The following is a 15,773-nucleotide window of genomic DNA, read 5'->3' on the forward strand; positions in this document are numbered from 1 at the left end:
ACCTGTCCGTCAAGCTGAAAACCCTCCAAATACAAGTTCAGTTTTATTCGTCTGCGCGCAGCCAACAATTCGAATTCAGTGCCTTAAAATTAAAAAAAGTCGCAGAAATCGCGACTTGGTAATCTTACTGAACAGAAATAAGGTATTATGAAAAATATCGTCTGATAAAATAGCTTGGAGTACAGCTCCATGCATGACAATAGCTGTTGACCAAATTGCTGCCGTAAGGAGAGTACGTTTTGTCGTTCGGATCGTATAACTCCCAAAAGGTATCCGCTCCGTCCTTTAACATACCTCCCCAATAATTCCGAATTTGCTCAAGCGCCTTTTCCTTTTCTCCGCACAAGAGCAATGCATCCACGTAGTGATGAACCATATAGGGGGTAGTCATGCCAATGGCATTGTTATGATGCTTCAGTCGTTCGAGCAGTGCTGCTGCGATTGGTGCATCGATAACCTCAGCTAGTATCATCCATACCTGGGATGCCCAAGAGACCTGTCTCTCTTTCCCGCTAATGAAATACTTCTGTTCTTCGTCCCATAAATATGTCAGCGCTGCATTCACGGCTTTCTGAGTTTGAACGGTGATCCAAGTCTCCTGCTCTGTACTTCCCAGTTCATGAGCAATCTTCAAGCCTCTTCTCAAGCTATAGATGAGTACCGCTTGCGCCCCAGCCTGCTTGTTGAGTTCTTCATGCCAATCCAGGAAGCAATACCATGCGTCATCGTCTTGTACAATTCCCTGCTCGTCTAATCTCGCGAGTGCAATGTGAATCTGCTCGTATGCCACCGGCCACAATTCTTCCAGCGTGACTCGATCTCCTGTCGCTTCGTAATAATCGTATAGAGCGGCTACGAAAAGCAGCGCATAATCATACAGATAAGTCTCGTCCACATATGGCTCTGGATACTCATATAAACAAGCACCCACTTGACCACCCTCAAGCCTTGATCCGGCAAAGAGATACAGGCAGCGTTTCACAAGGTCGTTATGGCCGAAGGTTTCATAGTTCACGAGTGCCTGCAGCCGTAGATCTCCGATCCACAAACGTCGATCCCGCTTGGGTCCGTCCTCAAAGACGGTTTGCATGCAGTCCCGCAGCGTTTGCACAGCCACCCGGTCGATGTTCGCTATTTCCGGTCCGATGCCTTGTCGCAATGGAGGGACTGCTGCCCAATCGGCAGAGGTAACGGTCGTACAGTACAGATCAGTAAGTTGGACATCATAACGAATTGAGGTTTCAAGGACGTCAATCTTCAGATAACGGAATGCATAACGTCTATTCAGCGTGATCGTTCCCGGCAGCACATCCACGTTGATGATCTCATCCTGCAGCCAGGACCGGCTAAGCCATCCGTTGTATTCACTGAAATCCTCACCAACTTCGCATGGCATTTCACCGAATGTCAATCGAAGTCTGAGTGGCGCATCGGCATTACTCCGCACGTTCTGAAGCGATAGCGTTAAATAACCGACATGGTGAGTTCCAAAATCCAGCGTGATCCGATCCCCTTTTTTCAACATCCGATCGTACAGTTGAGCAGTCGAGCCAACCGGCTCGACGCTCCACCCTTGGAAAGCATCCTCATCTTGAACCACATTCACCATACGTTCCGGGTAAACTTTCTGTTGATTCAGTTCAGGGGTAAGCTGCTTTGCTTGGTCTAACCAGGTCGTTTTTATCATGTGTTCATTCATGGACTTGTCCTCCCTATCCTTTGACCGCCCCGACGGTCATGCCGCCAATGAAATATTTTTGCAGGAACAGAAACGCGAGCAGCAGCGGCAAAGCACACAGAAAACACGCTGCAAACAACACGTTCCACTGCGTGGGATTTTGCTGATCCCCAAGAAATCCAAGCATGGCAAGTGGCAGTGGAGAGTCATCTGCTCCCGAGATGAAGATCATATTGAAGAAGTAATCATTCCAGATCCAGACACCCTGCGTAATAATGACGGATACGGTCACGGGAATAAGTAAGGGAAATACCACCGTCCAGAAGCGTTGGAACAATCCTGCCCCATCGATGTGTGCAGCTTCCTCCACTTCTTCAGGAACACCACTTCGAATGAAACCGGTATATAGGAAAGTGGAGAACGGAAGACTGCAGGTAATAAACATGAAGATGGGCGTGTATTGGTTTGTTGGAATATGCAGCGCGTTGATCATTTGTACGATCGGGATCAGGACCATCTGCGCAGGTACCACGAGTCCCGACAAGAAAAACAAATACATGAACTTGCTTAACTTTGTCTTCAAACGTGCCATCGGATACGAAGCCATGGCCGCGAATAGAACCACGAATATGACCGATACACCTGTCAATACAATGCTGTTCCAGAGCGCTTCAGGGAAATGCATACGCTCAAAGGCTGATTTATAACTTGCCAGCGATAATTCCTGAAATAGCGCCAGCGGATTTGTATTATTGCTCGGATCGCGCAGCGAAGTTGAAAAAGCAATAATCAGCGGAATAAGATTCAGGGCCATAACGACGAGTACAACAATCTGAATGGACCCTTTGCTGAGCCATTTACGAAGCGTCATGCCGACACCTCCCGTTTGTTCATTTTCAGCACAAAGACGGCGGTAATAACGATAATTACGGCAAAGGAAATGACACCAAGCGCCGAAGCTTTACCGAAGAGCTGTTCCGTAAATGCCATTTTATAAATGCTATAAATCAGCGTATTAGTAGCCGTGCCTGGGCCGCCATTCGTCATGATAAACGGGAAATCGAAGGCTTTGAGGCCATTGATCAAACTTAGCGTTACGTTGATGGTAATTGCTGTTGCCAGTAATGGAATCTCGACATGCCGCAGCAATCTCCAAGAACCACAGCCGTCCATTCGACCGGCCTCCAGCAAGTCGGTCGGAACGGTCTGAAGCCCTGCGAGAAAAATAATCATCGTGGTTCCGATCGTCTTCCAGATTTCCACGAAGATAATTGAATATAGGGCAGTCGAATAATCCCCCAGGAAATTCAATTCATTCGCGATACCCAATTTATCGAGAAAGGAAGAGATCAACCCGTAATCCGGCATATAGACGTAGCTCCACAAAAATCCAACCACAATTGCACTAAACAAGGTGGGAATATACGCCAGCGAACGATAGATCCCGGTTCCTCTTATTTTCATGTTTAACAGCAGAGCCAGTGCCAAACCGATCATATTGCCGGCGATCACCGTGACGAACGTATAGATCAGCGTATTTTTTAATGAAGTGCCAAGGATATCGCTGCCGAACAATTCCTTATAGTTGGCGAATCCGATATAGTTGTAAGCCTGGGCATATCCGTTATAGTCCGTTATGCTGTACTGGAACAACCGCAGGATCGGGAAGATCCAGAAGGTCAGGTAGAAGAGTAATGCCGGCACGGCAAACCAGTACATGGACTTTTTCATTACAGTAGAGCTCATCCTGCTCCATCCTTTCCAAGAAGGCCTGCAGCAGGGGAAAAAAGGCTACCTTTCCTCCCCTTTGCCGCAGACAGCATCATTCTAGTTTTTCCACAGCTCTCTGAACTTGGTTTCCATGGCGTTTGCCACATCCTCAGGCGTTGTTTTCTGACCTGCGATGATTTCAGCAAATTTCGATTGCATGACATCCGACACTCCTGCTGGCCACATCTGGTTGCTGAAATATACGGAGTTTCCGGTTTGTTGATAGTTGTCGTTGACTTCCTTGAACAATTCATTCTCAAGCTGCACATCTTTATAGACACTGATGGAACTGTTGGCTTCAACAAACGCTTTGAAAAGGTCTGATTCACCGTCAAACAGGTAGTTCAGCACTTCCTTGGCGGCGTCCAGGTTCGCCGATTTCGCATTCAGAGCGTACCCGGCAGACGTTGCCGCCGATACAAACACCGGCTGTCCAGGCTCATTACCCGGCAGTGAGGCAAATCCGCGTGTGAACTCAGCCGCTCCTTTGGAGGTCATGGAAGCGTAATCCCACGTTCCGGTAAAGGTCATGGCTGCTTTCCCATCGATGAACAATTGAGCAGATTGGGCACTTCCAATGCCAAGCGAATTTTTAACCACGTAGTTCTTATCATAAAGTTCTTTATATTTGGAGATCGTTTCAACCCATTTGGGATCAGTCAGAGATTTCTCACCGTTTTGCAGCTTCACATCAAAATCCATCTCATCCGGATACACAACGTTGGCAGCAATCGGGTACATGCCGAATTGAATCATCCAAGGGTCTTTATCCCCCATTGCAATTGGAGTGACCCCCGCAGCTTGCAGCTTTTGGCACAATTCCAGGAAAGAGGGCCAGTCCTTCGGAAACTCGGTATACCCTGCCTGTTGTAGCAATTCCTTGTTGTAGTAAACACCCAGAAAATCCAGTCCTTCAGCCACTCCATAAGGTTTATCCTCGTAGGACATGTCTTCCTTCGCTCCCTGGCTGATATTATCCCAGAACGTCAGGTCGGATAGATCTGCAGCGAATCCTGCCTTCGCAAAATCATTGACGCCGCCAGCCGCATTCTTGGGAAAGATCCAGAAAATGTCTGGCCCCTGTCCGGCTGCAAGCTTGGTCCGCACAGAAGTGTTGTACTGATCGTCAGGCAGCTTCTGCACTTCCAGCGTAATATTCGGGAACTTTTCCTTAACGAGGCGCGGTAAGGTTTCCAGCTCAAAGTCTTCTCCTTCAGAGGCCTTGTTTCCCGAAAGCATCATTGTTAACGTAATCGCCTTATCAGACTCATCTGTTCCCCCATTGCTATTATCCGCTTCACTCCCCTCCTGGCTAGCAGAGCTGCATGCGCTCAGAAAGATCATGAGGAGCACCAATGTTAAGGACCAGAGCTGTTTTCTTTTTTTCATCTTGTCATTCCCCCAATTCATGTTTATTCTTGCTTTGTGCACATTCTCATCATACGGTGGGCTTAAGTGCATTTGCTTTGGCTCGTTTGGTGCACTATTTTTAGATTTGACAATGGCGGGAGGAGCACGTATGATTCTGTTCAACATCAAAACAAAACTTTTTCTGGTCCTCGTCCTCGTGTCGATTGTGCCGATTATCGTCGTTTCTGTCAGTTCTTATCGCAGTTATACGAAGCTGGTGAATGAGCAGACCTCACTCGTGACGTCGACAACCATCGGCAATTCGGTCAAAAGCATGGAAGAGATCTTGCAGAACATTGACCGAATCTCCGTCACGTTACTTCAGCAATCCTCTAATGCAACCGCTTACAGCACGGTGAGTGACGAACTCATCAAGCTAAACGGGACGAACGATCAGTATGAAATCTTCATGATCCGCAGCAAATTGAAATTAATCTTTGAAAACATCCTGCTTGGCTACAATTACATCAATGGGTTATACCTGTTTACGCCAGATGGCAAATGGATTAGCTATGGCAGCAGCGGCACCGACTTGCGCCTCGATTACATCGCTCTTCGTGATGAGTGGTACTTGGATACGATTCAGCGTAAAGGCGATCTATACATCGGTGAAGTCGGAATCAAACCTTATATCATTAACGCCAAGGAATCGATCGGTTTTTCCAGAGCACTCTATGATCCAAAAAACAACGAATTTCTTGGTGTGTTTATGCTGGATTGCAGTATGAACATCTTCGACGGACTGAATCGCAATCCGGCCCCAAGTCTATCGAATCTGTACCTAGCAAATGATGCTGGGGAGATTCTCTATTCATCAGACGGAATCAAGGTGGGTACGCCTCTCTCCGCTTCTCTGGTTACGGCAACTCAGCAAGTCGGCAGCAATGCCCAGTACAAATCAATCCAGGATAACCTGATGACGGTGATCCAGAAGGTACCTGGACGCAATTGGAACGTGATCGCCAATATCTCCATGGATCGGCTGTATGAGGAATACAATATATCGCAGAAGCTTTTGTTCTATGTAGCCGTGAGCTGTGGTGTCATCTTCCTTCTGCTTTCCTTCTTCTTGTCGAACCTGATTACCAAACCGATCATTGAATTGACCAAAATGATGCGTAAAACCAAATCTCACCGATTCGTAACCATCAAACCTCAAGTGACAAAACAAGTCGATGAGATTGGCATTTTGTATCACGAGTTCAACAAAATGATGAAGGACATCGATACACATATACGGGAGAGCTACCAAAACAAAATTCTCATGCTGGATTCACAGATGAAAGCGCTCGAAGCGCAGATTAACTCCCATTTTCTCTATAACACCTTGGAATCAATCAATAGTATCGCAGAGATTGAAGAAGTCGAGAGCATTGTGGTGATGACCAAGTCCCTCGGAGATATGTTCCGCTACAGCATCAAAACGGATAGCGAATTGGTCATGGTCAGCGAGGAACTGAAACATGTCGAAAACTACATGGCCATCCAGCAAATCCGGTACGGTGACAAGATCAGGTTTAATCTTCATGTGGATCCGGAGATTCAAGGCCGTCGCATGCTGAAATTATTGCTGCAGCCCCTTGTGGAAAATGCCATTTATCACGGGCTTGAGAACAAACGCGGAAAAGGCTCGATCTCCATTACAGGCTTCTTTCAGGATGACCGAATCGTTTTTCAAATTCAGGATGATGGTATTGGCATGTCAGAGACACAGGCGGAAGAGCTTCGACAACTGCTCCTGCAGCCACCCGAATTTTTCACCGTTGGCCAGCGGCAGAAACAAAGTATTGGTATCAAAAACGTACATTCAAGAATTGCACTGTATTACGGAGAGAACTACGGCCTCACATTCGATACCGAGATGAACAAGGGAACGCAAATTACGATTGAGATTCCAGCCTACTGGGAAAAGAGGTGACCGAAATGTACACGTTTATCGTAGTGGATGACGAACCGTTAATACGCAAAGGTCTGTTGAAAAAATTAGAGACTTTTGATCATTCGCTTGAGCTTCTTGGCGAGGCGGATAACGGTGCAGATGCATTAGCTCTGATTGATTCATCCAAGCCGGACATTATCTTTACGGACATGCGCATGCCTGAGGTCGATGGCAAACTGCTAATCAGAACGGTAGGTCAGCAATATCCGCGCATAAAGCTCATTGTCATTAGCGGTCATGCCGATTTTGATTACATGCAGGAGGCCATCTCAGCCAAGGTCGTAAATTACCTGCTGAAGCCTTTTAGTAGAGACGAGATTCACAGCACGCTCCACCAGGCCATCCATGCCATCGAACAGGAACGCTCCTTGGAGCGTGAGGTCATTCTCCGAACCGTCGAAACGGAACAGATGAAAATCGGTGCCGACATGCAGGCCTTCCTGAATGTTGTACTGGCTCCCAATGCATCTAGCAAAATACCTTATTTCCGTTCTGCTGAATTTGCCGCCATGTTTGCATCTAAGCAGTTGGTTCTAATGACGATCTATAGCCCTCAACCGCTCTCGGCACAGCAGCTGCCTACATTTTCGAATGGTCTGTACATTGCTCATCCACAATCGGATCAGCTGCTGTTTTTCCTGATTCATGATCCGGAATGCACAATTCAAGAATTGCAGGAAAAGGCTATTCAAACAGCAAACATGATTTTAACGAAAGCCCAATCTGCAGACATCTGCATCGGGATCAGTTCTCCTCTCACAGGTATCGAAGGGGTCCGAGAAGCTCACCATCAAACCATTCTTGCCTTGGATGAACGATCCATTACCGATTTCGGCAAATGTTACATATATTCCGAGAGAAACGTTCCGTTCACTCCGCTGAAGTGGACTCGAATGTTTGAACTGCTGTTCTTCATTGAGAGTGGAAATGCACAAAAGGTTGAAGAACTCATCACCGATTTTTTTGCCTACTACATCCGGCAGCCTGACACCTTGCTTACTCATTTGAAGGAGCAGTGCCGGGACATCATTACAGAAACCAAGAGGCTGTTAAATGATTATCTCCAAAACGGGAGCAGCACGAATGCTTCCTCAAGTCTTGAGGCCGTTCTAAACGTCTCGTTCGATATGGAATGCATCCGGCAATACATGAGTAAGGTTCTGACAGGAGCCGCACTTCTCCTGAAGGATGATAACCCCTACGCATCGGATCAGGTAATCGATAACGTCAAGAAGTATATCGATAATCACTTTGCCAAGGATTTGACGCTGGAATGGGTATCTTCCCTGTTCTATCTGAACCCGAGTTACCTCAGCTACCTGTTCAAAGAAAAAACCTCCGAAAACTTTACCGATTATGTGAACCGTCTACGTATCGGGCGAGCCAAACACCTGTTAGCGAGTACGGACGACAAAATCTACCGAATTGCGAAACAGCTGGGTTATGATAATCCAAAGTACTTTTTCCGGGTATTTAAAAAATTGACGGGCTGGACTCCTGAGGAATTTCGAAAACATCATAAATCCTTCTCCGCAAACAACAAGGAACCAGGCCACGTTTAATGGCCTGGTTCCTTGTTATTCGTTGTGCTGCTTAGTGGTCTAACAATTTTGCAACCTGATCGTGCACTCGGACAATGACTGCAGCAAGTTGGGCGCGTGTCAGCGTGCTCTGTGGTTGCAGAAGTCCGTTCGGTGAACCCTGGAATAAATCTAGCTTGATGGCTGTTGCCATGGCTTTCCGATGTATTGGCGTTAGCTGACCCTGATCCTTGAAGTCTTCCAGCCAGGAATCGATCTCGGCTTCCGACAGCTCTGTATTCACTCCAGCTAATTTCAATGCTCGAACGAGTACCACCGCCATGTTCTCCCTGGACATTGGGGCGTTAGACTCGTATTGCCCTTCTTCCATCAGGTCATACTTCAACGCAGCTCGTAATACCGGATCAAACCATTTTTCATTGGGTGCAGATGCTTCTAGCTCGATGCCTAACGCATTCAGAGCTACCTTTAACGTTTGGACGGATGTTGTTGATCCCTGCGGTTGCATGCGTGAATCCGAAACGCCGTTGATCAGAAGCAAGCTGCTTGCTTTAGCTATTTCTCTGGCATACCATGCCGACGAATCAATGTCAACAAATGTGCGTGATGCCTGAATAGCTGCGTAGGTGCCTCCTTGATTAAGCAGCACGTTCCATACTTTGTTACCTTTCGCGTCCTGAGTCAGCACTCCGGGAACCGGAGTAAGTGCGCCTCCTTCTCCAATGTACGCAATTGTTGTAGCGTCTGAACCAACGACAGCCGTAACCGGCAGCGTTGCGATGACGAACGCACCCTGCTTATCTTTCATGGTCACATTCCACGGCTTCCCGATAACCTGGACGCCAGATTGTTGAATGCTTTTTACCCTCTGCTGATCCATCTCGCTTCCCTCTTGTACGGTAACTGCAGCAATGGGAGTACCGCCCGAATCGGTTTCGCCTTCGTTCTCGGATTCTGATGCGGGTGTCTCACCAGGTGTACCAACACTACCCGAGCCAGGCGTGCTTGGCGAACCTGGATTCGACCCCGGATTCGTGCCTGGGTTCCCAGGATTGACCTCCGTATCTTTCAGTGTGAATGACAATCCCTCGATTCGAAGATCCGGTTCATGAAATACCAGGTACAGATCGTGCACACCACTCACGGCAGAAGAAATATCAGCTTCTACTTCAACGTAACCTAACTCCTTGACCGAGACGTTAGCATTACTGATCTTGTAAGAGACTGGCTCCGTCACCGGGACGTTCCATACAGCAAGTGGGACAGAATCGGGTTTATCCGCATGCAATGAGATCGTACCCCCGTGTGCATTAGAGGCGACGGATGCCTTCACCTTCTGCGCCCCTGTCAGATCGGCCTTCGGCAAGGCAACCCACGATCCATCTTGCTTCGAACGAACGGCATAGTAGCCTCCTACGATCGATTTCGCTTTTAACTGGGCTGCAGTACGTTCTTTGGACACTTCGTGATAGACAACCTCGTTGGAAGCAAACGAATGATCAAATACATTGATCGGTTGGGTAAGAGACAAGGTCGCCATAGACTTCCCACGAATACTTAATGAATTTGAAGTTTTCACGTCCGCATCAGCAGCCGAGCTTCCGATCATTAAATCGTAGCTGCCTTGTTCAACGATCCATTCGTTCCGATTCACATCCCATAATGCGAGCGTTTGCGGATCAACTTGCAGCAGTACTTCTTTCGATTGACCTGGTTCGAGGTAGATCTTCTCGAATGTGGCCAATTTCTTTTTGGGAGCATAAGCACCGTAGGCGGAACTGCTGTTACGGGCGTACAGTTGCACGACCTCAGATGTCGCCACGTCACCTGTATTGGTTACACGGACCGATACCGTGAACGGCTCCTCGCCTGTAACCGAAGATGGCACGTTCAGAGAATCGTACGTAAAATCAGAATAAGACAGCCCGTATCCAAACGGGTAGGTCACCTCGGCATCCGTGTACATGTACGTCAACCCGGATTCAATGGGATCTGCATTCGTCATATCTACCGTAAACCGGGGATCGATTGTATCAAGACCGGATGAGTTTCCTTCCGGAACAACGTAAGAATTAATCGCCGGGAAAGCATCCATGCCCGCATACCATGTGGACGTCAAGCGTCCTGTCGGTGCGTAATCTCCATACAGCACCTGGGCCAGTGCATACGAATCGTATTGACCGCCGTATGGCTGATACACAATGGCTGATACGTTTGGATTGTCTTGAATGCGTTCCATACTTACAGGAAAGCTCGATTTAACGACGACGACGGTTTTCTTGCCTTCGGCTGCAAACGCAGCAGATACATGATCCACTAATGCATAATCTGCCTCACCCATATCCAAGCTGGAGCGGTCATTTCCCTCGCCCGCACTGTGACGTGGTGGCGCGCCTACAAAGACGATGGCATAATCGTCTTCAGCTGCTCTTACTGCGGCTTCTTCGCCCGCATTTTTCACAATGATCTTCTCAAATTTCACCACATCCGGGCGATTCGCGGCATTTTCTTTGCTTCCAAGTGGAGTGGATGCAGTCACTAGTTTTCCTTCCCCATCTACTTGGATGAAGCGCCCGTTGGCATAATACCAATTGGTAAAGTCACCGGAGAATCCGGTACGGTAGCCATTGGCCACAATAGATATGGATCCATCTTCATTATTTTCCATTCGCAGCGTTGGAGGGATGGCACTTGTGTCTCCCATCATATCCGGAAGGCTCCAATCGTTATTCGTCAGATTCAGGCTGGTGCCATCCGTATTACCTACCGCTGCATGATTGGTCGCAGGAGAAGTAATCCAGCGTTGGTTATGGAGTGACAACAAACTGGACCCCGCTTGCCCCCAATCATATACGCGGAACAAGTGGGAACAACTGTCCACTTCTGGCGCATCCGGAGTCGTGATCAGCTGCGCTCCATCCATCCCGTCGTTTGAACTGTACACATCTGCGGTAACCGTTTGTTGATTGGCTTTGGAGGTCAATGCAATGACTTCACCTCCCGGGACATAGTTTACGTTACTGCTGCCATTCATTTTAATGATGGAGCGCAGCGGGGATTCACCGGAGTTTTCCAGTGTTGGTGTCGTGCCCACTGAATACGTCGTTTTGAATCTCGCATCGGCGTACACTCCGGAAACAGCCGCACGATTTCCTTTTTTCAGTGGAAGCGTACTGTCATTTTTGAGCAGCACAATACTTTCCTGAGCTACACGAAGTGCTACTTCCTGATGGTCCACCTCGTTGTAGTCCGAAGGTGGAGATGTTCGTACGTCCTTGGCTTCACTCGCGAACGGATAACCTTTCGGAATGCCTTGCTCATCGGTTTCATTAAAAACTCCGAGACGCACCAGTTGGTTCACATGGGGTCTGGCTGCTTCAATAAGCTCTTCCTTGGTTATGCCGTACTCTCCTTGTTCCACAAGGGCTACAAGGTCAGTCACGTCGGCAGGCGTCGTACCTGAAGGACGTCCCGCATTTGCTTTGGCTAGAGCCATTAGGACAGTAGCATGACCACGATCCACAGCATACCGATCATCGTACCCGTTCCCAAGTTGGTTTGCGTTAGATACAATGGCATCTCCATTAAAATCAGGGGAGCTGTATACGCCATATTTGGCGTTCATATTGGCCAATAGCTGTAGTGGAGAAAGGATATTAGGAATGCCGTTTGTCCGTCCATAGGACGTCATCGTACCAGCTAACGCACCCGATTCGAAGCCCGGCAGTGCTGCTTTCGTTTGATACTCGAATAATGAACGCGCTCCCGCGCTGTTATTGGCGGTTTGCCTGAACCATTGTGCGTTATAGACGGAATAATGCTTGGTTCCTACGGCAGCTCTCATCCAAAATCCATCCTCACTAGCGGGTTGGTCCACTCCGCTTAGACCCGCAGCCATCTTGTTAATCAACACGCCCGCCATATTCGCATCCTCAGAAAATCCTTCGTCGAAGCGGCCGCTGAGTGGATTGATTCGCATGTCGCTGACAACTGTGAACGCAACGCTTAGAGAAGCACCGTTGCCGCCGTGGATGTTGGATTCTCCCTGTTTGACCTTCAGTTTGCTGATTTTCTCACTGCCCATCACTTCTCCGATATCGGACAAAAGCTGCTTATTCCAGCTCTGCCCCATGCCGATGAGCGCAGGAAAATCCGTCGATACACCCTGCACGTTATCTGCAGCAGACAATGCGCCAGGAATCACCTTGCCAGCATTCGTTCCCTTCGTAAGAGTATAATGGTTACGAGAACCTGTAACATAGACTGCCGGTCCTTCAAGCCCGGTGTAATCAAAGTAAGCATCAACGAACGAGTTTAAATGCTCCGGATTACCGTCAAACAAGGGCATGCCATTAAACACGCCTCCTGTTTGAGTTTTGAACTCCACTTCGTTCGCAGCTGATACAGATGACGGTATAGTGGCCCATGAACCCATCATCAGACTCGCAATCGTTACCATTGAGAGCATCCTTTTACCCACTTTTTGTCTCAAAAGCCTCGACATGTGCTGTACCCCTCCCTAATATTTGTAATCGCTTTCAGTAATTGATTATAAGGGGGCTTACAGTGCATTTTGTTTGTGCATTAAAGTACAGAATTTTTAGGTTAGCGTAATACAGAGAAGCAAAACAAAAAAGCCGCAAGTATGCGGCTGCAATCTTCTTGTTCAATTATAAAAGAAAACAGTTCAGTATCGCCTATCCATTCTATATCGTACATCGCATAAATACTCATCTTGATTAGCCTTTCTTCAAGCAGACAACGGCTTTTCCTCTCACCCGTCCTTCACCAAGATCACGAATTGCCTGAGATGTTTCGTTCAAAGCATATTCCCGATAAATAAATGGAGTAACCTGGCCTGATTCAACAAGCTCCTTCCAGATCATCTGGTCTCCATGGTTCGGTTTATGGATAAGAAGGGTTAATTTCTTCTTTTCCAGCCAAGAAACGAACGGACTCCCTACTAAGGTAAGTAAAATGTGAGGCATCAGCCCCCCGATCATGACATAGGTGCCTCCCTTCACTAACGCCCGCTTCAGTGCGAAGGCAGAACGGTTGCCGACGACATCAAGAATCAGGTTATAGCTTGGTCCGCTCGCCGTGAAGTCCTCCTTGGTATAATCCAGCACATGGTCGGCACCTATTTCAAGCAGCATATCCAGTTTCTCACCACGATCCACCGCGGTCACTTCTGCTCCCTGCAATTTGGCATATTGAATGGCAAACGTCCCAACCCCGCCACCTGCTCCATTAATAAGGACATGTTCTCCCTTTTGCAGATTCCCCTGACTTCTCAGTCCTTGCAGAGCCAGAACGGCTGCCTGTGGAATGGCTGCAGCTTGAACATGCGTGATTCCCGCGGGCTTGGGAGTCAGCGCCTCCTCGTTCGCACACACATACTCCGCGAATCCGCCCCAGCCACAGCCGGATAGATCTCCGAACACTTCGTCACCCGGTTTGAATCGTTTGGCAGCCGATCCCACCGAGATCACCCTTCCTGCAATGTCTGCACCAAGAATCCGGTAACGAGGGTGACGAAAGGCACCTATTCGGTTAATATACGGTTTCCCGCGAAGAAGATCCCAATCCCATGAATTAACTGAAGTCGCATAGACTTCAACTAATACTTCGTTGTCCTTCGGCGTCGGAATGTCTACCTGTTCTACTCGCAAGACCTCTGGCGTTCCGTAGCTATCATAGACCACCGCATTCATCACTGCTGCGTTCACTTTTTCGGATATTCCGGTGTCAGTCATCTTCATTCCACTCATGGGCATTCTCCATTCGATAGAGATATCTTTGGCCTTCAAACAACTGATACGCTCGGAAAAATTTGTAGTTTCATTTTGAGGGTACAGGAGCCGATTTCATGTATAGATTTGAGAGGTCCGGTTTAGAACAACGATTCCAGTCGACTTGACTCTGGTATCGTACCAGGGTTTATCGTATTCCTTAGCAGATATGGTTTTCACAAGTCAGGGGGAATACTAATGTTTATCGATCCATTTGATCAAATATTTGAAATCATGAAACAGTCTTTTCCCGAATCCGAGTATCGGCCATACCCGGAACAGAAGAGATTGCTGTCTAATGCGCGTTATCAACTACTGACAGAAAAGAATGAGCAGAATGAAGCGACCGGCTTTCTCGCAGGCTGGGAGTTCGAAGAATTCAGGTACATTGAGAATGTAGCAGTCTCACAAGCCATTCGCGGAGGCGGCATAGGCAAACGGATGATGGAGCGTTTCATGAAACAATCCGACAAACCCGTTATATTGGAAGTTGAACGGCCTGAGGATGAGTTGAAACGCAGAAGAATTGGTTTCTACAAACGACTGGGATTCCACTTGGAGGATTATGCGTATGTTCAGCCTGCACTCCGTACAGGACACCGCCCCTTACCCTTGCAGATCATGAGTTACCCGGAAAGTTTGACCTCAAGCGAGTTTGAAGCAATGAGAAAAGTATTGTACAACGAAGTGTACGGCGTCTCCGACTCTTACGCTTACGCATTAAATAGATAAGTGCAGATAGAAAGGGAACACCATGAAAAACGATTATAAAATCAATGAAATCGCGAAGCTCTACGGTATAGGTGTTGATGCCCTTCGTTATTATGAGAAACTGGGACTGCTGGCTCCCTCACGGGATTCCAACGGATATCGCTTATATAGTCTTCATGATATGTATAAATTGAACATCATACGCGACCTGCGTCAGCTGGACTTCACAATGCAGCAGATCAAGGCGTATCTGGATCATCAAAGTGTTGAAAATACGCTTGAATTATTATTCAAGGAAGAAGAGCTGATCAAGGAACAAATCGCCAAGCTTGAAACGACGCAGCAGATGATTCAGAGCAGAATCAAGGTACTGACCGAAGCGATGCAGATCAAGACGGGTATTTTCACTATCAAAACTTACTCCGAGAGACCATGCTTGCAGTTCAATACTCGTATCACCAGAGATGAAGAGATGGATTATGCCGTCAAGAAGCTGCACCAGAAGCATAAAAGTCACGTCCTGGATTTTGGCAATCAGTTGTATGGCGCATCGGTCTCGCTTGAGGACTTGGAGCAAGGAGTGAAAGATGTATTTAATTCGGTGTTCTTTATATTTAATTCGGATGAAGCCGAACGAATGGACCCGGATTATACGTTGCCTGCTGGTGATTATTTATCACTTTACTATCGGGGTGATTATCGTCAAAGCCATGAGAAAATGCTGGATGTCATTACGTATGCAAGCGAACACGGGCTGCGCATAATCGGAGATCCTTTTGAAATTTATGAAATCGATAATCGGGATACCATCGTTACCGATCAATTTCTGACTGAAATTCAGGTGAGGGTTACAACGGTATAAAATAATAACAATAAAAGCAAAAGTAAAGTTAACAAATAAGCCGATCCGGAAATGGATCGGCTTATTTATG

Annotated in this window: 10 protein-coding genes; 4 read left to right on the top strand and 6 right to left on the bottom strand. The window is 47.5% G+C overall.

Features of this window, described 5'->3' with window-relative positions:
- Nucleotides 1-145 precede the first annotated feature (145 nt).
- From ABGV42_RS06310 to ABGV42_RS06325, 4 genes are all read right to left on the bottom strand, one after another.
- Nucleotides 146-1,699 (bottom strand): sugar hydrolase, encoded by a 1,554-nt coding sequence (locus tag ABGV42_RS06310; RefSeq protein ID WP_347380894.1) that lies wholly within the window; start codon nucleotides 1,697-1,699, stop codon nucleotides 146-148.
- Between the two features lie 13 nt (nucleotides 1,700-1,712).
- Nucleotides 1,713-2,549, bottom strand: coding sequence for a carbohydrate ABC transporter permease (locus ABGV42_RS06315; protein ID WP_347380895.1), 837 nt, complete (start codon nucleotides 2,547-2,549; stop codon nucleotides 1,713-1,715).
- Nucleotides 2,546-3,424, bottom strand: a complete 879-nt coding sequence (locus ABGV42_RS06320; RefSeq protein WP_347380896.1) for a carbohydrate ABC transporter permease — start codon at nucleotides 3,422-3,424, stop codon at nucleotides 2,546-2,548. Before ABGV42_RS06320 ends, ABGV42_RS06315 begins: the two co-directional genes overlap by 4 nt.
- 81 nt (nucleotides 3,425-3,505) lie before the next feature.
- On the bottom strand, nucleotides 3,506-4,837 hold the full coding sequence (locus tag ABGV42_RS06325) for an ABC transporter substrate-binding protein (protein ID WP_347380897.1): 1,332 nt from the start codon (nucleotides 4,835-4,837) through the stop codon (nucleotides 3,506-3,508).
- A gap of 130 nt (nucleotides 4,838-4,967) precedes the next feature.
- Here ABGV42_RS06325 and ABGV42_RS06330 point away from each other — a divergent pair, with 130 nt between their 5' ends.
- Nucleotides 4,968-6,776, top strand: a complete 1,809-nt coding sequence (locus tag ABGV42_RS06330; RefSeq protein ID WP_347380898.1) for a sensor histidine kinase — start codon at nucleotides 4,968-4,970, stop codon at nucleotides 6,774-6,776.
- 5 nt (nucleotides 6,777-6,781) lie between these two features.
- A complete protein-coding gene (locus tag ABGV42_RS06335; RefSeq protein ID WP_347380899.1) occupies nucleotides 6,782-8,359 on the top strand; it encodes a response regulator in 1,578 nt (525 codons plus the stop codon).
- 31 nt (nucleotides 8,360-8,390) lie between these two features.
- Here ABGV42_RS06335 and ABGV42_RS06340 read toward each other — a convergent pair whose 3' ends face one another.
- Both ABGV42_RS06340 and ABGV42_RS06345 read right to left on the bottom strand, forming a co-directional pair.
- Complete coding sequence (locus ABGV42_RS06340) at nucleotides 8,391-12,842, bottom strand: glycoside hydrolase family 3 C-terminal domain-containing protein (protein ID WP_347380900.1); 4,452 nt, start codon at nucleotides 12,840-12,842, stop codon at nucleotides 8,391-8,393.
- Nucleotides 12,843-13,077: 235 nt separating this feature from the next.
- Entirely contained in the window at nucleotides 13,078-14,109 is a 1,032-nt protein-coding gene (locus ABGV42_RS06345) for an NAD(P)-dependent alcohol dehydrogenase (protein ID WP_347380901.1), read from the bottom strand.
- A 219-nt stretch (nucleotides 14,110-14,328) separates the two neighbouring features.
- On the opposite strand from ABGV42_RS06345, the gene ABGV42_RS06350 reads away from it, so the two are divergent.
- Complete coding sequence (locus tag ABGV42_RS06350; RefSeq protein WP_347380902.1) at nucleotides 14,329-14,862, top strand: GNAT family N-acetyltransferase; 534 nt, start codon at nucleotides 14,329-14,331, stop codon at nucleotides 14,860-14,862.
- A gap of 22 nt (nucleotides 14,863-14,884) precedes the next feature.
- On the top strand, nucleotides 14,885-15,703 hold the full coding sequence (locus ABGV42_RS06355) for a MerR family transcriptional regulator (RefSeq protein ID WP_347380903.1): 819 nt from the start codon (nucleotides 14,885-14,887) through the stop codon (nucleotides 15,701-15,703).
- Nucleotides 15,704-15,773 lie beyond the last annotated feature (70 nt).

Origin of the sequence: Paenibacillus pabuli (genome assembly GCF_039831995.1) — a bacterium.
Classification (GTDB): Bacteria; Bacillota; Bacilli; order Paenibacillales; family Paenibacillaceae; genus Paenibacillus; species Paenibacillus pabuli_C.